19 protein-coding genes are annotated in these 19967 nt (G+C 76.4%); 5 read left to right on the top strand and 14 right to left on the bottom strand.

Going from position 1 to position 19967, the window contains the following annotated elements; translation table 11 throughout:
* Window positions 1–2 precede the first annotated feature (2 nt).
* Window positions 3–1328: a geranylgeranyl reductase family protein gene (locus OOT42_RS05025; RefSeq protein ID WP_423775961.1), complete on the bottom strand. Its 1326-nt coding sequence runs from the start codon at window positions 1326–1328 to the stop codon at window positions 3–5.
* Window positions 1329–1557: 229 nt separating this feature from the next.
* The gene (locus OOT42_RS05020) at window positions 1558–2253 is read right to left on the bottom strand and encodes a demethylmenaquinone methyltransferase (RefSeq protein ID WP_273653852.1); all 696 of its coding nucleotides are present in this window, start codon (window positions 2251–2253) and stop codon (window positions 1558–1560) included.
* Between the two features lie 129 nt (window positions 2254–2382).
* On the opposite strand from OOT42_RS05020, the gene OOT42_RS05015 reads away from it, so the two are divergent.
* Window positions 2383–3732, top strand: a complete 1350-nt coding sequence (locus OOT42_RS05015) for an isochorismate synthase (protein ID WP_273653851.1) — start codon at window positions 2383–2385, stop codon at window positions 3730–3732.
* Between the two features lie 188 nt (window positions 3733–3920).
* On the opposite strand, the gene OOT42_RS05010 is transcribed toward OOT42_RS05015, so the two are convergent.
* The 5 genes from OOT42_RS05010 to OOT42_RS04990 form a co-directional block, all read right to left on the bottom strand.
* Entirely contained in the window at window positions 3921–5669 is a 1749-nt protein-coding gene (locus tag OOT42_RS05010; RefSeq protein WP_273653850.1) for a S1C family serine protease, read from the bottom strand.
* Between the two features lie 105 nt (window positions 5670–5774).
* On the bottom strand, window positions 5775–7652 hold the full coding sequence (gene menD, locus OOT42_RS05005; RefSeq protein ID WP_423776003.1) for a 2-succinyl-5-enolpyruvyl-6-hydroxy-3-cyclohexene-1-carboxylic-acid synthase: 1878 nt from the start codon (window positions 7650–7652) through the stop codon (window positions 5775–5777).
* Window positions 7652–8662, bottom strand: a complete 1011-nt coding sequence (locus OOT42_RS05000; RefSeq protein ID WP_273653848.1) for an o-succinylbenzoate synthase — start codon at window positions 8660–8662, stop codon at window positions 7652–7654. The genes menD and OOT42_RS05000 overlap by 1 nt, the downstream gene beginning before the upstream one ends.
* A gap of 52 nt (window positions 8663–8714) precedes the next feature.
* Window positions 8715–9314 (bottom strand): hypothetical protein, encoded by a 600-nt coding sequence (locus OOT42_RS04995; RefSeq protein ID WP_273653847.1) that lies wholly within the window; start codon window positions 9312–9314, stop codon window positions 8715–8717.
* Window positions 9311–9640 carry a DMT family transporter gene (locus OOT42_RS04990; protein WP_273653846.1) on the bottom strand — a complete coding sequence of 110 codons (330 nt, stop codon included), beginning with the start codon at window positions 9638–9640 and terminating at the stop codon, window positions 9311–9313. Before OOT42_RS04990 ends, OOT42_RS04995 begins: the two co-directional genes overlap by 4 nt.
* A 125-nt stretch (window positions 9641–9765) precedes the next feature.
* Here OOT42_RS04990 and OOT42_RS04985 point away from each other — a divergent pair, with 125 nt between their 5' ends.
* Window positions 9766–10755, top strand: a complete 990-nt coding sequence (locus OOT42_RS04985; RefSeq protein WP_273653845.1) for a 1,4-dihydroxy-2-naphthoyl-CoA synthase — start codon at window positions 9766–9768, stop codon at window positions 10753–10755.
* 43 nt (window positions 10756–10798) lie between these two features.
* On the opposite strand, the gene OOT42_RS04980 is transcribed toward OOT42_RS04985, so the two are convergent.
* The 3 genes from OOT42_RS04980 to OOT42_RS04970 all read right to left on the bottom strand — a co-directional run bounded on the left by OOT42_RS04980 (window position 10799) and on the right by OOT42_RS04970 (window position 13383).
* A complete protein-coding gene (locus tag OOT42_RS04980; RefSeq protein ID WP_273653844.1) occupies window positions 10799–10954 on the bottom strand; it encodes a hypothetical protein in 156 nt (51 codons plus the stop codon).
* Between the two features lie 140 nt (window positions 10955–11094).
* Window positions 11095–12198: a DUF3048 domain-containing protein gene (locus OOT42_RS04975; RefSeq protein ID WP_273653843.1), complete on the bottom strand. Its 1104-nt coding sequence runs from the start codon at window positions 12196–12198 to the stop codon at window positions 11095–11097.
* Between the two features lie 108 nt (window positions 12199–12306).
* Window positions 12307–13383, bottom strand: a complete 1077-nt coding sequence (locus tag OOT42_RS04970; RefSeq protein WP_273653842.1) for a DUF3048 domain-containing protein — start codon at window positions 13381–13383, stop codon at window positions 12307–12309.
* A gap of 117 nt (window positions 13384–13500) precedes the next feature.
* Between OOT42_RS04970 and menE the strand changes: the two genes are divergently transcribed.
* On the top strand, window positions 13501–14802 hold the full coding sequence (gene menE / locus OOT42_RS04965) for an o-succinylbenzoate--CoA ligase (protein WP_273653841.1): 1302 nt from the start codon (window positions 13501–13503) through the stop codon (window positions 14800–14802).
* On the top strand, window positions 14799–15668 hold the full coding sequence (locus tag OOT42_RS04960) for a 1,4-dihydroxy-2-naphthoate polyprenyltransferase (RefSeq protein ID WP_273653840.1): 870 nt from the start codon (window positions 14799–14801) through the stop codon (window positions 15666–15668). The genes menE and OOT42_RS04960 overlap by 4 nt, the downstream gene beginning before the upstream one ends.
* A 10-nt stretch (window positions 15669–15678) precedes the next feature.
* On the opposite strand, the gene OOT42_RS04955 is transcribed toward OOT42_RS04960, so the two are convergent.
* Window positions 15679–15999, bottom strand: a complete 321-nt coding sequence (locus OOT42_RS04955) for a DUF4229 domain-containing protein (protein WP_273653839.1) — start codon at window positions 15997–15999, stop codon at window positions 15679–15681.
* 50 nt (window positions 16000–16049) lie between these two features.
* On the opposite strand from OOT42_RS04955, the gene OOT42_RS04950 reads away from it, so the two are divergent.
* A complete protein-coding gene (locus tag OOT42_RS04950; protein ID WP_273653838.1) occupies window positions 16050–16403 on the top strand; it encodes a PLDc N-terminal domain-containing protein in 354 nt (117 codons plus the stop codon).
* 56 nt (window positions 16404–16459) lie between these two features.
* Here the strand turns inward: OOT42_RS04950 and OOT42_RS04945 are convergent, their stop codons facing one another.
* The 3 genes from OOT42_RS04945 to resB are packed head-to-tail and all read right to left on the bottom strand — an operon-like array spanning window position 16460 to window position 19967.
* Window positions 16460–17197 carry a hypothetical protein gene (locus OOT42_RS04945; protein WP_273653837.1) on the bottom strand — a complete coding sequence of 246 codons (738 nt, stop codon included), beginning with the start codon at window positions 17195–17197 and terminating at the stop codon, window positions 16460–16462.
* 11 nt (window positions 17198–17208) lie between these two features.
* On the bottom strand, window positions 17209–18216 hold the full coding sequence (gene ccsB, locus OOT42_RS04940) for a c-type cytochrome biogenesis protein CcsB (protein WP_273653836.1): 1008 nt from the start codon (window positions 18214–18216) through the stop codon (window positions 17209–17211).
* A complete protein-coding gene (gene resB, locus OOT42_RS04935; RefSeq protein ID WP_273653835.1) occupies window positions 18213–19967 on the bottom strand; it encodes a cytochrome c biogenesis protein ResB in 1755 nt (584 codons plus the stop codon). Before resB ends, ccsB begins: the two co-directional genes overlap by 4 nt.

The following is a 19967-nucleotide window of genomic DNA, read 5'->3' as shown; positions in this document are numbered from 1 at the left end:
GGTCATGCGGCGGGGGCGATCCTCGCCAGGCCGGCGATCACCCGGTCCACCATGTCACCGCCACGGGGTTCGTAGCAGTCGGACAGGAGCTTGAGCACGAACTTCATGAGCAGCGGCCTCGGCAGGCCGTAGCGGGTGCAGACCCGCATGACCTCGGGGTGCTCGATGAGCCGGACGAACACGCGACCCAGCGTGTAGTACCCGCCGAGGTCGTCCTTCATGCGGCGCTGGTACGTCGCGAACGCGCGCTCGCGGCCCGCTGCCGTCCCGCGCGCGAGCCCCTGGGCGATCGCGTCGGCGGCGACCCGGCCGGCCTGCAGGCCGTACGCGATGCCCTCGCCGTTGAACGGGCTGATCATGCCCGCGGAGTCGCCCGCGAGCATGAGGCCGTCGCCGTAGAGCGGCCCGCGGTTGAAGCCCATCGGGAGCGCGGCGCCGCGGACCGGGCCGACCTGGTTCTCGGGCGTGAACTCCCACTCGGCGGGCGCGTTGCGCATCCACGCGGCGAACAGCGCCTTGTAGTCGACCTTCGTCGCGGCGGCCGTCGAGCTCACCGAGCCGAGGCCGACGTTGGCGGTGCCGTCGCCGAGGGAGAAGATCCAGCCGTAGCCCGGCATGAGGTTCGAGCGACCGGGCTCGCCGTCCCAGAGCTCGAGGTGGCTCTCCATCCACGGGTCGTCGTGGCGCGGCGTGCGGAAGTAGGTGCGGACGGCGACGCCCATCGGGCGGTCGTCGCGCTTGGTGCGGCCCGCGGACGTGGCGAGGCGCGTCGAGACGCCGTCGGCCGCGATGACGACGGGCGCGCGGTAGACGACCTCGTCCCCCGTGCGGTGCCCCGAGTCGTCGACCGGGCGGGCCGTGACGCCCACGACGCGACGGGTCCGCTCGTCGCGCACCGGGCCCGTGACGGACGTCCGCTCGACGAGCTTCGCGCCGGCCGCGCGGGCGTGCGACGCGAGCGTGTGGTCGAGCGACATGCGCGACTTCGCGAGCCCGTACGACGGGTACGACGACAGCTCGGGCCACGGCAGCTCGAGGCGGTGGCCGCCGCCGAGCACGCGGAGCCCGCGGTTGCGGATCCAGCCGTCCTGCTCGCGCAGCGGCAGCCCCATGCGCACGAGCTCGGCGACCGCGCGCGGCGTCAGGCCGTCGCCGCAGACCTTGTCGCGCGGGAACGCCGCCTTCTCGAGCAGCAGCACGTCGAGGCCCGCGGAGGCACAGTGGAACGCGGCGCTGGAGCCGGCCGGCCCCGCACCCACGACGATGACGTCCGCGTCATCCGTCGTCGTCCCCACCACGAGCGGCTCCCCACTTGTGACGATGTTCACGTGCGATCAGCGCGAGTGTAACCACGGCTTCTGACGGTGTCTCCGAAGGTGTGCCTAACCTGTGGAGACGACGTGGAGAAGGGCTCCTGGCCTGCGGCTCCGCGTCGACGCGGCAGCGACCGGGGCGTTCCGGGCGCGCCGGACGGCCGCCCGCGGGCCGTGAGAATCGACCACGGCGCTCGCGACCTGCCAGGCCGCCGCCGTCACCCGGTCGCGCGACGCCACCGGATCACTCCGGACGGGTCCCGCGGTGCAGCGCGACGATCCCCCCGGACAGGTTCCGGAACGCCACGTGGTCCCAGCCCGCGCGCTTGACCATGAGCCCCAGCGCACGCTGGTCCGGCCACTCGCGGATGGACTCCGCGAGGTAGGTGTACGCCTCCGGCTCCTTGGAGACGGCCCGCGCGACCGGCGGCAGCGCACGCATGAGGTAGTTCGAGTAGACCGTGCGGAACGGCTTCCACGTGGGCGTCGAGAACTCGCACACCACGAGCCGCCCGCCGGGCTTCGTGACGCGGAGCAGCTCCTCGAGGGCCGCCGGCACGTCGGACACGTTGCGCAACCCGAACGACATGGTCACGGCGTCGAACGACGCGTCCGCGAACGGCAGGTGCAGCGCGTCGCCCGCGACGAACGCCAGGTCCGGGCGGCGGCGCTTGCCGACCTCCAGCATGCCCATGGACAGGTCGCACGCGACGACCCGCACGCCCGCGTCCGCGAGCGGCTCCGCCGACGTGCCCGTCCCGGCCGCGAGGTCGAGCACCGTCTCCCCCGGCTGCGCGGCCAGGGCCGCGAGCGTCGCCTTGCGCCACGCCCGGTCCTGGCCGAGCGAGATGACGTCGTTCGTGACGTCGTAGCGGTGCGCGACCGCGTCGAACATGCGCGCGACGTCGCGGGGGTCCTTCTCGAGCGAGGCACGGGACATGGCGCCCATCGTCGCAGGTCCGCCGTCGCCCGACGAGCCGCGTCCCGCGCGCCGCGCCGCACGCGGGTGCCGCGTACGTCACACCGCCGCCGACGAGCAGCACCCGTGCCGACGCCTACCCTGGACGTGATGACCACGCAGACCGCCGCGCCCGCGGACGCGGTCCCCCAGCCGCTCGTGGTGCGGACGGTCCCCCTCGACGACCTCGGCCGGCCGCACGACGCGGACGCCGGCACCCCCGACCCCGCGGACCTGCTGGACCTGCTGCCCTCCGACGCGCCCCTCGCGTGGGTGCGGCGCGGCGACGGGATCGTGGCGTGGGGCGAGACGCTGCGCGTCGAGGTGACCGGCGCCGACCGGTTCGCGCGCGCCGAGGAGGCGTGGCGCACGGTCCTCGCGCACGCGGTGGTCCGCGACGAGGTGCGCGTGCCCGGCACCGGACCGGTCGCGTTCGCGTCGTTCGCGTTCGACGACGACTCCCCCGCGGGCGGCGTCGTCGTCGTGCCGCGCGTCGTCGTCGGCCGTCGCGGCGGGCGCACCTGGCTCACCACGATCACCGCGGGACCGCGCCTCGGCGCCGCGCCCACGCTCGCCGACGTCCTCGGCCCGCGCGTGCCGCCCGTCGCCCCCGGCGACGTGGAGTACCGCGACGGGGCCGTCGCGGCCGACGACTGGCGCGACGTGGTCGCCGCCGGGGTCGCCGCGATCCGTGCGGGCGAGGTCGAGAAGGTCGTCCTCGCGCGCGACGTGCGCGCCCGGTCGCAGCACCCCGTCGACGTGCGGTGGGCGCTGCAGCGGCTCGCGCGGCGCTACCCGTCCTGCTGGACGTTCAGCGTCGACGGGCTCATGGGCGCGACGCCCGAGCTGCTCGTCCGGTCCGAGAAGGGCCTCGTCACGTCGCGCGTGCTCGCCGGGACGATCCGCCGCACGGGCGACGACGCCGCCGACATGGCGCGCGCCGCGATCCTGGCGCACTCCTCCAAGGACCTCGAGGAGCACGAGTACGCGGTGTCGTCCGTGGCCCGGGCCCTGGAGCCGTTCTGCTCGTCGACCAACGTGCCCGACGTGCCGTTCGTGCTGCACCTGCCGAACGTCCTGCACCTCGCGTCCGACGTGACCGGTGTGCTCACCGCGCCCGCCGGTGACGCCGCGCACCCGTCGTCGCTCGCGCTGGCCGCCGCGCTGCACCCCACCGCCGCCGTGTGCGGGACCCCGACGACCGCGGCGCGCGCGCTCATCGCCCGCGTCGAGGGCATGGACCGGGGCCGGTACGCCGGGCCGGTCGGGTGGATGGGCGCCGACGGCGACGGCGAGTGGGGCATCGCGCTGCGGTCGGCGCAGGTCGACGCGCAGGACCCCCGGTCCGTCCGGCTGTTCGCCGGCTGCGGCATCGTCGCCGCGTCCGACCCGGCCGCCGAGCTCGCCGAGTCCGAGGCGAAGCTCGTGCCGATGCGCGACGCGCTCGGTCGCGACGCCTGAACCCCTCCCGACCCGGGCAGCCCGCGGGCAGCACGACGCCCCCGGCCGTCCGTGGGCCGGGGGCGTCGACGCGGTCGCGTGACCGCGGGCACGGGGGCCGCCGGGGAGGGCGACCCCCGGCGTCGCACGGGCGCCGTCACGAGCGGGGGGACGCGGCCGTGACGCGGTGACCCGTGCGGGTCGGGGTGTCAGCCCTGGTCCTGGCCCTGGAACCACTTCCAGAGGTCCTCGGGCGTCATCCCGCCCGGGAGGCCGCCGGGGCCCTGCGGGTCCTGGCCCTGACCCTGGCCGCCGCCCTGGCCCTGGCCGCCCTGCTGGTCCTGCGGGCTCGGGGCCGTCTCCTGCCGGGCGGCGAGCGTCACGTCGACGTCCGACGTCCTGCCGTCGCGGACGACGGTGAGCGTCGCCTCGTCGCCCGACGCGAGCGCCCGGACGTACGCGGTGAGGGACTCGGCGCCACCGACGGCCTTGCCGTCGATCGCGACGACGACGTCCTGCACCTCGAGGCCCGCCTTCGACGCGGGCGAGTCGGGGCTGACCTCCTCGACGACCGCGCCGCGGCGGGTCACGCCGTCGGCCGTCGCCGTGCCGTCGGACAGGCTGACGCCGAGGAACGCGTGCTCCGCGGTGCCGTCGTCGATGAGCTGCGTGGCGATGTTCTTCACCAGGTCGACGGGGATCGCGAAGCCGAGGCCGATCGAGCCGGACTGCTGCGACATCGTCGCGATGGACGAGTTGATGCCGATGACCCGGCCCTGCGCGTCGAACAGCGGACCGCCGGAGTTGCCGGGGTTGACCGCCGCGTCGATCTGGATCGCGTTGGTGACCGTCGCCTGGCTGCCGTCCTCCGCGGACGTGGACACCGGGCGGTCGACCGCCGAGACGATGCCGGTCGTCACGGTGTTGGCGAGGCCCAGCGGGTTGCCGACGGCCATGACGGACTGGCCGACCTCCACCTTGGAGGAGTCGCCGAGCGCGGCCGCGACGAGGTCGTCGGGCGCGTCGTCGAGCTTGATCACCGCGAGGTCGGTCGTGGGGTCCGTGCCGACGACGGTCGCCTCGAACAGCCGGCCGTCGGTCAGCGTGACCTGGACCTTGCCCGCGGCGCCGGCGACGACGTGGTTGTTCGTCACGATGTGACCCTGGTCGTCGACGATCACGCCCGAGCCCTGGGCGCCGCCCTGGCCCGTGCTGACCTCGATCGCGACGACGGACGGCGCGACGGCCTGTGCGACGGCCTGCCAGTCGGGCGCGTCGTTCGTGGAGCCCGCGACGGGGACCGTGTCGGTCGAGTCGCGGCCGATCTCGGCGAGCGAGGCGGGCCGGGTGCCGTCCGCGCGCTCGTCGCCGAGCGTGAAGGCGGCGCCGGTCGCGGCGACGCCGAGGACCGCGGCGACCGCGGCGGCGGACACGACCGGGACCCACGTGCGGCGCTTGCGCGGGCCCGTGCCGCCGGGGTGCGTCGCGGTCGGGCCGTACGGCGGGACGCCCGCACCCGCGGGGGCGGTGCGGACCGGGCCGTACGGAGCCGGGTGCACGGCCTGCGGCTGGTGCGCCGCGGCCTGCGGGGCGTTCGGCGGGACCGGCTGCTGCTGGGCGGGGTGCTGCTGCGTCGGGTGCTGCTGCGTCGGGTGCTGGCCGAACGACTGCGCGGCGGCGTGCTGCGCGGCCGCCTGCTGCGCCGCGGTCCACTGCGCGTGGTACGCGGCGTCGCGCTCGGCGCGCGCCCGGACCGCCTCCTCGTGCGCGGCCTGGCGGCGCGCCTGCTCCTGCGCGTGCACCTCGCCGGGCGCGGCGGGGTGCGGGGCGGTGAAGGGGTTGGTCGGGTGGGCCGGCTGCGTGGGCAGGGGCTGCGTCGCGCCGATCGGCGGGATCGGCTGCGTCGGCTGCGCCTGCGGGTGGGTGTCGCCCGAGCCGTGCTCCGGGGTGGTCGTCATGTGGGTCCCTCCTTGGTCGAGATCCATGAAAGGACGTCGCGCTGGAGGGAGGCTCAGACGAACCTGGGAACTTGCTGTCAGTTCCTCATGCGCCCGGCAGGAAGGTCAGCCGAGCGCACCGTCGACCGCGCGCACGACGTCCGCCGCGAGACGCTCGCCCAGCGCGCGGCGCCCCGTCCGGTCGACGCGCACCTCGACCACGCTGAGCCCGGGCCCCGGCGCCGCGAGCGCCGGCAGCAGGCCCTCGGCGTCGACGACGCGGGTGTGCCGGACGCCATAGCCCGCGCAGAGCGCCGCCACGTCGACCCCGTGCGGGGTCGCGAACACGCGCTCGAACACGGCGGCGCGGTCGGGCTCGCCCGGCTCGAGCGTCGCGAAGATCGAGCCGCCGTCGTCGTTCGCGACGACGACCTGCAGGTCGACGACGGGTTCGAGCGGCCCGCGCAGCAGCCCGCCGACGTCGTGCAGGAACGTCAGGTCGCCCACGAGGGCCCGGACGTTGCGGCGCGGCAGCCCGAGCGCGACGCCCGCGGCCGTCGAGAGCGTGCCGTCGATGCCCGCGAGGCCGCGGTTCGCGAGCACGAGCGGGGCGGTGTCCCAGCGCGCGACGAGGTCGAGGTCGCGGACGGGGTTGGACGAGCCGACGACGAGGACGTCGTGGGGCTGCAGCACGCCCGCGACGGCACGGGCGAGGGCGGGACCGGTGACGCGCGTGCCGCTGCGCGAGCGGCGCGCGTCCCGCTCGCCCGGTCCGTCGAGCAGCGCGTCCACGGCGGCGTCGGCGGCCTTCCCGGCCGTCTGCCACGCCTCGAGCCAGCCCGCGGGCGCGTGCAGGCGTCCGCGCAGCATGCGCGTCGGTACCTCGGTGAGCACGTCGGCGGCGTTGCGCGCGGCATCGGGCCAGGCGCCGCCCTGCGGCGCGACGACGACGACCTCGACGTCCGGGCGGCCGAGCAGCCGCTGCACCGGGCGGGACAGGGTGGGGCGGCCGAGCACGACGACGCGCCGGACCGCGCCGCCGAGCCGCGGGTCGGCGAGCAGGAGCCGGTACGCGGCGATCGCGTTCGGTCCGCCGCGCGCGCCCGACGACGGCTCGGCGAGCAGGGGCCAGCCGCACGCCTCCGCGACCCGGCGGGCCACCGGCCCGGCGCCGTCCCCGGCGACGACGACCGTCGGGACGGCACCCCGGCGTCGGCCGCCCGGCCCGGTGCCGCCGGGACCGGACGCCGGGGTCGCCGCGGCGGCGCGTGAGTCGACCACCGCGGAGAGCGCGGCGGTCGCCGTCCCGGGCGCGCCCGCGGTGCGCGCCTGCACGTTGCCCAGCCCGACCGCCGACGGCTCGGGCCACGGCCCGGGCGGCGGGACGAGGGGTTCGCGGTAGGCGAGGTCGAGGTGCACCGGCCCCGAGTCGCCCGTGCGCGCGCCGGTGGCCGCGGCGACCGCGCGCGACACGAGGTGCCGCAGGTCGCGTGCCTCGTCGGGCAGCCCGACGGGAGCAGGGACGTCGGCGGCGAGGCGCACGGCCGGGCCGAAGATCCCCGGCTGCACGGTCGTCTGGTTGGCGCCGGTGCCGCGCAGCTCGTGCGGTCGGTCGGCCGTGAGCAGCAGCAGCGGGACCCCGGCGTGGTGGGCCTCGAGGACCGCGGGGTGCAGGTTCGCGACGGCCGTGCCCGACGTGGTGACGACGGCGACGGGCCGGGGCCCGCCGTGCTCGTCGTGCGCGGCGGCACGGGCCAGCCCGAGCGCGAGGAACCCCGCCGACCGCTCGTCGACGCGGACGTGCAGGCGGACCGCGGGGGCACCGGCGGGGCGCTCCCCGTCGGGGCGGGCGGCGTCCGCGAGGGCGTACGCGAGGGGTGCGCTGCGCGACCCGGGGGCGAGCACGACGTCCCGCACGCCGAGGGTGGCGAGCGCCTGCACGAGCACGCGCGCCGCCGTGGTGGCCGGGCTCGCGTCGGGCGGCTGCGTCGTCACGTCGGACATCATGCCGTCCACGCCGCACCGGAGCCGGTCGGGTCACCCGCGGAGCCGCCGGACCCGGCGACCGCCAGGACGTCGTCGAGCCGGCGCAGCCAGCGCGCGGTCAGCGCCGCGTCCGCCGCGTGCGCGGCGAGCAGCCGCTCGTCGGGGACCGGGCGTCGTACGGGGATCGCGCCGTCGACGGGCAGCAGCGGGTCGACGACGACGTCGGCGGTGAGCAGCTGCGCCGTCGCGAGGCCGCACGCGTAGGGCAGCTCGGGCAGCGCGGCCGCGAGCGCGACGCCCGCCGCGAGCCCGACCGACGACTCGAGCGCGGACGACACCACGACGGGCAGCCCGCACTCGTGCGCGATCCGCAGGGACGCGCGCACGCCGCCGAGCGGCTGGACCTTGAGCACGAGCACGTCCGCGGCGCCCGCGCGCGCCACGGCGAGCGGGTCCGTCGCGCGCCGGACGGACTCGTCGGCGGCGATCGGGACGGTCGTGCGACGCCGCAGCGCGGCGAGGTCCTCCACGGTCGGCACCGGCTGCTCGGCGTACTCCAGCCCGCCCGCGGCGCGGTCGAGCACCGCGAGCCGGGCGGCGGCGGTGTCGACGTCCCACGCGGCGTTGGCGTCGACGCGGATCGCGCCGCCCGGGCCGAGCGCGTCACGGACCGCCTCGAGCCGCGCGACCTCGTCGGCCTCCGACTGCCCCGGCTCGGCGACCTTGACCTTGGCCGTGCGGCAGCCCCCCGACGCGCGCACGAGGCGGTGCGCGGTCTCGGCGTCGACGGCCGGCACGGTGACGTTGACCGGGACGCTCGTGCGCACCGGGTCGGGCCAGCCCTCGTCGGCGGCCTCGCGCGCGGCGCGCCACCAGGCGGCGGACTCGGCGGCGTCGTAGTCCCAGAACGGGCTGAACTCGCCCCAGCCGGCGTCGCCGCGGACGAGGACCCCGTCGCGGCTGGTCAGGCCACGGAAGCGGGTCCGCATCGGCACGGACCAGACGACCGGGGACGGCGTGACGGGCATCGGGCCAGCGTACGACGGCCCCGCGTGGTCCCCGCCGGCCCGGGACCGCGCGTCAGCCGACGACCGCGAGCAGCAGGGCCCGTGCGGCGGGCCGGACCGGCCGGTCCTCCGAGAGCGCGCTGACCACGGCCCCGTCGACGAGCGCGACCGCCACGTCGGGGGCCAGGTCGAGCCCGACGGCGGCGAGGACGCGCGCGACGACGTCGTCGACCTCGGCGCGCCCGTCGGCGAAGGCGTGCGCGAGCGCGCGGTTGCGACCGGACCCGAGCAGGTGCTCGTACTGCGCGCGCACGGCGTCGTCGTCGCCCGGGGGCAGGACGGCGGCGACGACCGCGTCGGCAGCGGCGGCGCGGCCGCGGGCGGGCACGCCCGGCACGTCGGCGTCGGCGTCGGCGTCCGCGGCCTGCCTGACGTCGAGCGACGCGAGCACGGCGGCCGCGTTCTGCGCCCAGGACCGGGCGAGCACGGTCCCGGCAGCGGCCGCGAGCTCGTCGAGGTCCGCGAAGTAGTAGGTCGTCGCGGACAGCGACGCGCCGGCCGCTGCGGCGACCCGGCGGTGCGTGAGGGCGCCCGGACCCTCGCGCAGCACGACGTCGGCCGCCGCGGCGGCGAGCTCGTCGCGGCGTCGCGCGCCCTTGGTCGTGCGGGTCACGCGTGGCTGCTGCTGCCGGACAGCTGGAGCCCGACGACGCCCGCGACGATGAGGACGAGCGAGACGACGGTGAGCACCGACATCCGCTCGTGCAGCATGACCGCGGCGGCCACCGCGGTGGTCGCGGCGCCGACGCCGACCCACACGCCGTAGGCGATCCCGACGGGGAGCGAGCGCAGCGCGAAGCTCAGGCCGGCGAACGACGCGGCGGCGAGCACGACGAACCAGACGCTGGGCCAGAGCTTGGTGAAGCCGCTCGACTGCTTGAGCGCGAGCGCCCAGCCCGCCTCGAGCACGCCGGACAGGACGAGGACGATCCAGGCCATGGGGAAGAGCACCTCCGTGCGGTCCCGCCGTCGTCGGCGGGGCGTGCGCGCCGGGTGTCAGGTCCGCCGTCCCGCGCACGTTCTAGTACGACCGTACCAGAATCGTCGGGAACTAGGGTGACGTCGTGAGCCACGCCTCCCCGACCGCCGAGCCCCCGCTGCCCGATCCCGTCTCCACGACGTTCGACCCCCGCCGGTGGCGGACCGTCGAGGGCTTCGAGGACCTCACCGACCTCACGTACCACCGCGGCTACGCCCGGCCCGACGCCGAGCAGCGCGCCGCCGGTGCCACGGGGCGGGACCTGCCCGTCGTCCGGGTCGCGTTCGACCGGCCGGAGGTCCGCAACGCGTTCCGCCCGCACACCGTCGACGAGCTGTACCGCGTGCTCGACCACGCGCGGACGACGTCCGACGTCGGGACCGTCCTGCTCACCGGCAACGGGCCGAGCCCGCGCGACGGCGGGTGGGCCTTCTGCTCGGGCGGCGACCAGCGCATCCGCGGCCGCGACGGCTACCGCTACGCGGACGGCGACACCGCCGAGGCCGTCGACCCCGCACGCGCCGGACGGCTGCACATCCTCGAGGTCCAGCGGCTCATCCGCACCATGCCCAAGGTCGTCGTCGCGCTCGTCGGCGGGTGGGCCGCGGGCGGCGGGCACTCGCTGCACGTCGTCGCCGACCTCACGATCGCGAGCCGCGAGCACGGCCGGTTCATGCAGACCGACGCCAACGTCGGCTCGTTCGACGGCGGCTACGGGTCCGCGCTGCTCGCGCGGCAGGTCGGGCAGAAGCGCGCGCGCGAGATCTTCTTCCTCGCGCGCGAGTACTCGGCGGACGAGGCGTACGCGTGGGGTGCGGTCAACGACGTCGTGCCGCACGACGCGCTCGAGGAGGCCGGACTCGAGTACGCCCGGGTCGTCGCGACCAAGTCGCCGCAGGCGATCCGGATGCTCAAGTTCGCCTTCAACCTGGCGGACGACGGCCTCGCCGGTCAGCAGGTGTTCGCCGGGGAGGCCACCCGGCTCGCCTACATGACCGACGAGGCCGTCGAGGGACGCGACGCCTTCCTCCAAAGGCGCGATCCCGACTGGTCCGGCTTCCCGTACGCCTACTGACGAGGTCCCTCCACCCCGTCAGCAGACGCGCGGGAGCCGGCGCTCACTGGCGTCCGAACGCCCACGCCGCCAGGTCGACGACCTGGCTGATCGCGAGCGACGCGCCCACGACGAGACCCACGAGGATCACGACCGACGTCACGACGGCGCCGAGCGACGAGGTGCTGTGCTCACGGGCGGGCAGGTGTTCGGTGGCCATGCCGACAAGCCTGTCGGCGCGACCCCCACGCGCGCGTCGCCCTCACGTCGGGAACCCGCCGGCAGGAAACCCACCCGTGGGGGGACAACGTTCCGCCCACGGGCTGACCCCGGTGCGCGGCGGCCCTCCCTCCGGCGGACTCAGCCAACGGTCAGCGACCCCGAGCCGGCCGGCACGAGCTCGACCCACGTGTTGCCGGGCGCCAGGTCGGCGGGGCGGCCATCGGGCAGGAACAGGCGCATCGGGGCGTCCTGCGCGTCCTTCTGCCACCGCACCGCGACCGTCTTCCCGCCCGTCGCGACCACGCCGTCGCCGGACCCGACGAGCTCGTACGTCGGCACCGGGGCGCCGCCCTGGGCACCGAACTGCGTGTTCGGGTGGGCCGCGGTGATCGACACGACGTTCACCGCCGACAGCCGCGCACCCGTGCGCGCGGTCGCGGGCGTCTGCCCCTCCGACCGCAGCCACGTACCCGAGCCCGCGTCCCACGACCAGCGCGGGTTCGACGCGGCCGACAGCCGGAAGTCCAGCACCGTTGCCGGCGTGCCCCCGGCCACCGCCGCCGCCCGGTCGGCGCTGCGCGCGAACGTGAACTGCTCCCCCGGCGGGGCCTGGTGGGCCGCGTCGGCCTGCGCCCAGAACACCTCCGGGGTGCCGTAGACGTTGTGCGGCGCGGCGCGGTCGCGCGTGCGGTACAGCCCGTCGGCGCCCGCGTCGTGCGAGATCATCTGCAACCCGCTGTCCTTGACCAGCGCGAGGATGCCCGGCTGCCCGCCCGAGAAGACGAGCAGGCCGTGCGTCGGCGCGAGGATCACCGGGTCCATCGGGCGCACCGACCGGATCGGCCCGACCTCCGCCGGCACCTGCGAGTGGTAGACCGCGATCAGCCGGGACACGTCGAACTCGACGATCGTCTCCCACACGACGTCCGCCTGCTCGAGGCCGGTCTGCGGCCGCGCGACCGCCGTGTTCTCGATCTTCACGCCCAGCGCCGGACGCTGCGCGGGCTCGCCCGGCACGCCGGTCAGCGGCCACGTCGGGGGCACCACCGGGGCCGGCGCGGCGCCCTTGTCGGGCTCGATCGCCGGGCGCTCGGTGACGGGTGTCGGCGGGGGCGTCTGCTCGGCGGACGTGCCGCAGGCCGCGAGCGCGAGCATCGCACCGACGAGCGGCAGACCCCACCGCAGCGCGCTCCCGCGTCGTCCACGTCCGGTCGTCGTCGCGCTCCGCGTCGTCCTCGTCACGCGGACCACTGTGTCACGGAGCGTCGTGCACGTTCCTGAGCCCGGCGGGCGTGCCCCGTCATCCGCCCGACGATCCCCCGGGCGGCGCACCGGGACGCGGGTGCCGCGTCAGGAGACGGTGACGCTGCCCGACGCCGCGGGGACGAGCTCGACCCACGTCACGCCGGGAGCGAGGCTGACAGGCGCGCCGTCGGGGCCGGTCAGCGCGAGCACGGCGTCCGTCGCCGGCTTCGACCACGTCACCTCGAGCGCCTTGCCGCCGCTGACGACGGTGCCCGAGCCGGTCCCGACCAGCACCGTCTCCGGCACCGGGTTGCCCGCCGGGTCCCTGGTGCCCGAGTCGACGAGCTGGACGCGCAGCGCGACGACGTTGCGGGCCGCGAGCCGGGCGCCCGAGCGCGCGGTCGCGGGCGTGTCCCCCTCGGACCGCAGCCACGTGCCGCTCGCGGTGTCGAACGACCAGCGGGGGTGCGAGTACCCCGACAGCCGCAGGTCGAGGAGCGTCGCGGGCGTTCCCGCCGTGAGGACCGTCGCCTGCTCGGCGCGACGCGCGAACGTGAACTGCGCGGGCGGGGACGCGCGGTGCCCCGCGTCGGCGTTCTCCCACCACGTCGCCGGGGTGCCGTACACGTTGTGCGGTGCGGGCTTCACGCCCTTCTTGCGGTAGAAGCCCGCCGCGCCGCCGTCCTGGCTCATGATCTGCACGCCCGACTGCCCGAGCTCGCGCACGAACGCCTGCTGGCCCCCGGAGAACGCGACGACGCCGTGCAGCGGCGCGGCGATCGCCGGGTCCATCGGCCGGATCGACCGGATCGGGCCGACCTCCTCCGGGACCTGCGAGTGGTAGACGGCGACGAACCGCGTGATGCCGCCCTCGACGACCTGCTCCCAGACGACGTCGGCCTGGTCGAGACCCGTCTGCGGTCGCACCTCGCGCGGGTTCTCGATCTTCACCGCGATCGCCGGCCGGTCGACGACCGCGTCGGCGGTCTCGCCCGTGAGCGGCCAGCGGGGCGGCACGACGACCGCGGGCGGTGCGGCCTTCGCGACCTCGACGGCGGGCTCCTGCGTGAGCGTCGTGCGCTCGGGCGCGGTCGGGCCGGACGCGCAGGCGCCGACGGCGAGCACCGCGACGACGAGGACGGCGCCGAGGCGCAGCGTCGGGCGGGCGGGGGCGTGAGGCACGGAGGGCTCCTTCGGGGGCGGACCGCGGTCACTCTAGTTGCCGGAGCCGTGCGCCCGGGGCCGTGCGTCCGGGCCGCGCGTCGGGCACCCGCACGGCGGGCGCCTAGGCTGGGGCGCGTGACCCGGCTCCTGCGCGACGTGCCCGCGCACGCGCTGCTCGACGCGCTGGCCGGGGCGCTCGACGGCACCGGCCCCGCCGTCCGGCCCGTCGCTCCCGGCGGGCACCCCGGCGGACCGTCGGGTGCCGGCCCGGTCGAGGCGGACGGCCCCGACCGCGCGCAGCAGGCGTCCGCACCCGCTGCCGGTCCCGGCGCGGCCGTCGACGACGGCGTCGCGGTCGTCGTCCGGACGTCCGGGTCCACCGGCGAGCCGCGCGAGGTCCTGCTCACCGCCGCGGCGCTGCGCGCGTCGGCCGCCGCGACCGAGCGCCGGCTCGGCGGGCCCGGACGCTGGCTGCTCGCGTTGCCGACGCACCACGTCGCCGGGCTCCAGGTGCTCGTCCGCTCGGTGCTCGCGGGGACGGCTCCCGTGGCCGTCGCACCCGGGCCGTTCCGTCCCGCCGCCGTCGTCGACGCCGTCAGGGGCTTCGCCGCGACCGACCGCCGGTACACGTCGCTCGTGCCGACGCAGCTCGTGCGGCTCCTCGACGACCCGGCCGCGACCGCCGCGCTCGCCACGTTCGACGCGGTGCTGCTCGGCGGTGCGGCGACGGCGCCCGACGTGCTCGCCCGCGCCCGCGCCGCAGGCGTGCAGGTCGTGACCACGTACGGCATGACCGAGACGTGCGGCGGCTGCGTGTACGACGGCCTCCCGCTCGACGGCGTCACCGTCGCGCTCGACGACGCCGGCCGCGTGCTGCTGTCCGGGTCCGTGCTCGCCGAGGGCTACCGCGACCGCCCCGACCTCGACGCCGACGCCTTCACGACTCTCCCCGACGGGGCCCGCGCGCTGCGGACCAGCGACCTCGGACGGCTCGACGACGGCGTGCTGACGGTGCTGGGTCGCGCCGACGACGTGCTCGTCACCGGTGGTGCGAAGGTCGCCCCCGCGGCCGTCGAGGCGGTGCTGGGCGGCCTCGACGGGGTCCACGAGGTGTGCGTCGTCGGTGTGCCCGACGCCGAGTGGGGGCAGGCCGTCGTCGCGGTCGTCGTGCCGCGTCCGGCGGGCGCACCGACGTTGGACCGGGTCCGCGACGCCGTCGCGAGCCGGCTGGGGGCGCCCAGCGCGCCGCGCCACCTCGTGACCGTCCCCGCGCTGCCCCTGCGCGGCCCCGGCAAGGTGGACCGCACGGCCGTCACCCGGCTGGCGGCGCAGACGCTGCGCACCGACCGCCCGACCGCACGAGACCGCACGACCCGGCCGGGCGTGCACGACGACGCGGGCGCCCCGCCCGCACCGACCGGAAGGAGCGGCGCGTGACGACCGCACGCGAGTGGGTGGCCGGAGCCCGGCTCAGGACGCTGCCGGCGGCGGCCGCGCCGGTGCTGGTCGGCACGGGTGCTGCCGCGCAGCTCGACGAGGCGGACCTCGGGCGTGCGCTGCTCGCGCTCGGCGTCGCGCTCGCACTGCAGGTGGGCGTCAACTACGCCAACGACTACTCCGACGGCATCCGCGGCACCGACGTCGACCGCGTCGGCCCGCTGCGCCTGACCGCGTCCGGCACCGCGAGCCCCCGAGCGGTCCGGGGGGCGGCGTTCGGTGCGTTCGCCGTCGCGGGCCTGCTGGGCCTCGCGCTCGTGGTCGTCACGTCGCAGTGGTTCCTGCTCGCCGTCGGGGCGTTCGCGATCGCCGCCGCCTGGACGTACACCGGCGGGCGCTCCCCGTACGGGTACCGCGGGCTCGGCGAGGTCGGCGTGTTCGTGTTCTTCGGCCTCGTCGCCGTGCTCGGCACGACGTGGACGCAGGCGCTGGAGCTGCCGTGGACCGCGTGGGTCGGCGCCGTGGCGGTCGGGCTGCTCGCGTGCGCGCTGCTCATGGCGAACAACCTGCGCGACGTCCCCACGGACGCGCTCGTCGGCAAGCGGACCCTCGCGGTGCGGCTCGGGGAGCACAAGGCGCGCCGCGTCTACGCCGCGTTCGTGCTGCTGCCGGTCGCGCTCGGCGTCGCGTGCGCGGTCGTCGCGCCGTGGGCGCTCATGGTGGGGCTGCTGTTCGCACCCGCGGGCGTCCTCGCCGGTGTCGTCCTGCTCGGCGCCCGCGGGCGCGCCCTGGTCCCGGTGCTCGCGGGCACCGGGATGCTCGAGCTCGCGTTCGGCGTGCTGCTCGGGCTCGGGCTCGCGATCTGACCCGGCGGCGTCAGGCCGGTCTCGGACCGCCCGCCGGGTCGTCGTCGGCGGGCGTCCCGCCCGCCGCGTCCACGGCCGCGTCCTCGACGTCGGCGTCCTGCTCGGCCCGGGAACGGGCCTTCGCGCCGGACCTGGCGCGCTGCTGCTCGCGCGCCGCGATCCAGGCGACCGCCGCGTCGCGCGGCGTGCGCAGCAGCACGTACCCGGCCATCCACGCGAGCAGCGCCGCAGCGATCACCGCCAGCCAGGACCGCATCCCCGCGACCCAGAGCAGGCCGAGGAACGCGGCGAACAGCAGCAACCGGTACAGGGTGTAGAGCGCGACGGGCACCCCACCAGCCTAGGACGGCACCGGGGCCGCTCCGCGCCTAGGGTGGGTGGATGGCCCGCTACCTCGCGTTCGTGATCGTGGTCGGCCTCGTCGTGTGGAGCGTGCTCGACATCTCCCGCAGCTCCGACGAGGAGCGGCTCGGCGTGCACCCGCTGCTGTGGATGGCGCTCGTCGTCCTCGTGCCCGTGCTGGGCGCGATCATCTGGATCCTCGTGAGCCGCGGCCGCCGTGCGGCAGCCCGTCAGGCGGGCGGCGGCTCACCGGCGTCCGGGGGGTCGACGTGGACGCCGCGCCGCCGCACGGGACCGGTCGCACCCGACGACGACCCCGATTTCCTGCGCAAGCTCGACGAGGACCGCCGCCGCCGTGAGCAGGGCACGGGCGACGGCTCCCCCACGTCCTGACGCCGCCCGCGCGGCACGGCGACGCCCCGCGCGCACTCGTGCGGCGAGGACCCGGGTCAGATCGGTCGCAGGCCGGCGGCCAGCGACCGGGTCACGGCTCCCTGACGTTCGTCGCCGGTCCACCGCGGGAACCCGCCGTGGTCGAACACGCGCCGCAGGTAGGAGACGAACGGCATCCCCACGTCGGTCACGACGTGCGCGTCCGCGCAGGCGTCCGGCAGCACGACGCCGTAGGGCGGACCGCCGCTGACGTTGTCCTTGTGCAGGTGGTCCGGCGCGATCGGCAGCTGGAACGGCGCGCCGTCCGCGTACTCCCGCCACTGCTCCCGCTCGTCCAGCAGGAAGGCGCGCACGTCGCTCCCGGGGTACCGCGTCCCGGCGATCTCGACCACGAGCGGGTCGCCGGCCGCCGACGTCTCCCATGCCGGGTGCGTCCCGACCAGCCAGACGTCGCCGACGACGCGGACCCACGAGGAAAGGACCATCGGCACCGCGCCGAAGGTCTGCTCCAGCCAGGCGACGTACTCGTCCGCGTCGGGAGCGGGGCGGGCGAGCGGCCCGACGGCGGCCTGCCCGTCGTCGTTCTCGTGGAACCGGTAGCCCTGGTCCGTCAGACGGTCGACGAGGACCTCGACGTTGTGCCGCGCCCGGCGCGCCATCTCGTCGCACACCGCCTGGGCCTCGGACGCGTACGGGGCCTCGCGGACCCGCGCGCCGAGCTGTCGCAGCTCGTGCCAGACCGCGTCGTGCTCACCGTCGACGTACCGTCGGAGCCAGCGCGGCGCGGTCCCCACGGTCGGCCGCGTCAGAGGCCCGAGTAGGAGTGCTTGCCGCTGAAGACCAGGTTCACGACGGTGAAGTTGGCGATCACGACGGCGTAACCGACGAACACGAAGTACGCCGCGCGACGCCCGCTCCAGCCGCGGGTCGTGCGGGCGTGCAGGTAGGCCGCGTAGACGACCCACGCGACGAACGTGCCGACCTCCTTGGGGTCCCAGCCCCAGTACCGGCCCCACGCGTGCTCCGCCCAGATGGCGCCGCCGATGAGCGTGAACGTCCACAGCACGAAGCCGAGCGCGTTGAGGCGGAACGCGAGCGCCTCGAGCTCGCGCGGTGCCGGCACCTGGTCGACCCACGCGAACCTCGGGCCGACGACGGCGCGGCGCATCCCGTCGGTCCAGGCACGGGGCGCGTCGACGGGCTTCGGGCCGGAGGCGCGGACGTCCGCGACGATCTGCAGCGCCGACGCGGCGAACGCGACGGTGAAGATGCCGGTCGCGATGATCGCGACGCCGACGTGGAGGATGAGCCAGTAGGACTGCAGGGCGGGCTGGACCGCGTCGGCCTGGATGTAGAACACGTTGAGCGCGAGCGCGAGCGCGAGGACGGCGATGCCCGTGACGAGCACGCCGAGGAACGCGATGACGCGGCGACGCTGCACGACCGCGTGGACCGTCACGGCGACGAAGACGCCGACGATCGTGAACTCGTACATGTTCGCCGTCGGCCACCGGCCTGCGGCGACCCCGCGCAGGACGATGCCGGCGAACAGCAGCGCGATCCCGAGGTAGGTCGTCGAGCGCGCGATGCCCTCGGCCTTCGCCGAGCCCGCCGGCGCGGCCGGGGGCGCCACGGCGACGGCCACCGAGCCGCCGCCTGCGGCGACCGCGGTCCGCGCCTCGGCCTGGGCCGCCGTACGGCGCTGCGTCGCGTCGGCGATGCGCGCGAGGTCCGCGGCGTACGCGATCAGCGCGATCGTGAGCGCGGTCGTCGCGGCCCACACGAGCAGCGTGGAGATGTCACCGGTGGTCATGTCGCGCTTCCTCGGGGGACGGTCGGGGCGGACGGGCTGGGCGGGACGGCTCCCGGGCCGGCGGGAGCCGGGGCGTCGGGTGCCTGCGGTCGGGTCGGGACGGGCGGCAGCGTGGCGGCCAGCAGGCGGTCGAGCTCGGGCTGGAGACCGACGTCGTCCCCGCGGGCCAGACCGGCTGCGGTGACCACTGTACGGCCCGCGTCGTCGCCGGCCCCGGGCGTGGCACGTACCCACACGCGGCGGCGGGGCGCGAACAGGCTGGCCGCGAGGCCCGCGAACGCGAGCAGCGAGAACACGAGCACGAAGGCCAGCGCGGGGTCGTGCCGGAGGTCGAGCGCGACGAACCGCGGGAGGCCGTCGAACGTGAGGGTGCCGAGGCCGTCGGGCAGCTCGACCGTCTCGCCCGGGCGGACGTACAGCGTCACGGCGCTCCCGTCGGCGTCGACGGCCTGCTCCATGCGGGACTCGTCGAGCTCGTAGACGTTCTGCGGCACGCCCGTGTCCAGCCCCAGGTTGCCGGACCACACCGACAGCACCAGCAGCGGGTCGCCCGGCTGCGGGTCCGTCGAGCGGTACAGGGTGTCGGAGACCTGGCTCGCCGTGGGCAGGAGGTAGCCGACGATGCCGACCTGCTCCTGGTCGCCGGACACGTCGGGCACCTTGACGACGCCGCGCGACGTGTAGACCTCGTCCTGCGGGAGGAACGGCACGGCACCCGCGAACGCGACCTCGCCGGCCGCGTCGCGGACCGTGAGCTCGGGCGCGTACCCGTTGCCCTGCAGATACACCTTCGCGCCGCCCGCCGTGAGCGGGTGGTTGACCTTGATGGTCCGCTCCTGCGGCTCCTCGCCCGGCTCGGTCAGCGTGACGTGCGCGGTGAAGTCGCGGGACTGCAGCGTCTCGGGGTCGAACCGCGCGTCGAACTCGTCGAGCCGCAGCGTGAACGGCACGAGCGTCGACGGGTCGAAGCCCGTCCCGTTCTCGAACGTGTCGTAGTCGACCTGCGCGTTCGCGAACCCACGGCCCTGCACGACGATCGCCTGGCCGCGGTAGTGCAGCAGCTGACCCGTCGCGACGGACACGAGGAGCCCGACGAGCGCGAGGTGGAACACCAGGTTGCCGGTCTCGCGCAGGTACCCGCGCTCCCCCGCGGCCGACCACGTGCCGCCGCCCTCGTCGTGCACGTCGACGCGGTACGTCGGCACGAACGGCAGCCACGACCAGCCGCGGCGCATGGTCGCCGCGGCGCGCTCGGCGACGGTGCGCGCGTCGTCGTCCGTCGTCCCGCCGCCCTGCGCGGGGAACCGGCCCAGGCGGCGCGGCGTGCGCGGCGGGCGGCCGCGGACCCCCGCGAGGTGCACCGTGGTGCGCGGCAGGATGCAGCCGACGAGCGACACGAACAGCAGCAGGTAGATCGCCGAGAACCAGACCGACGAGTACACGCCGAAGAAGCCGAGCCGGTCGAGCCACGGGCCCGTCGTCGGGTGGTCGAGCAGGTACTGCGCGACCTTCGCCGGGTCCTGCGCGCGCTGCGGGAACAGCGTGCCGGGCACCGCGGCGACGGCGAGCAGCATGAGCAGCAGCAGCGCGACGCGCATGCTCGTGAGCTGGCGCCACGCCCAGCGGACCCAGCCGGTGAAGCCGAGCGTCGGCAGCTGGACGGGGCCGGCGGTCGCGTCGGCGGCCGGTTCCGTCGCGTCGGTCGGCTGCGTGAACGCGTCGTCGAGGCCCTCGGGGCGGTAGGTCGTCAC

This window comes from Cellulomonas fimi, from assembly GCF_028583725.1.
Lineage (GTDB): Bacteria > Actinomycetota > Actinomycetes > Actinomycetales > Cellulomonadaceae > Cellulomonas > Cellulomonas fimi_B.
The sequence above is the reverse complement of the archived record's forward strand: the minus strand, read 5'-3'. Positions and strand labels throughout refer to the sequence as shown.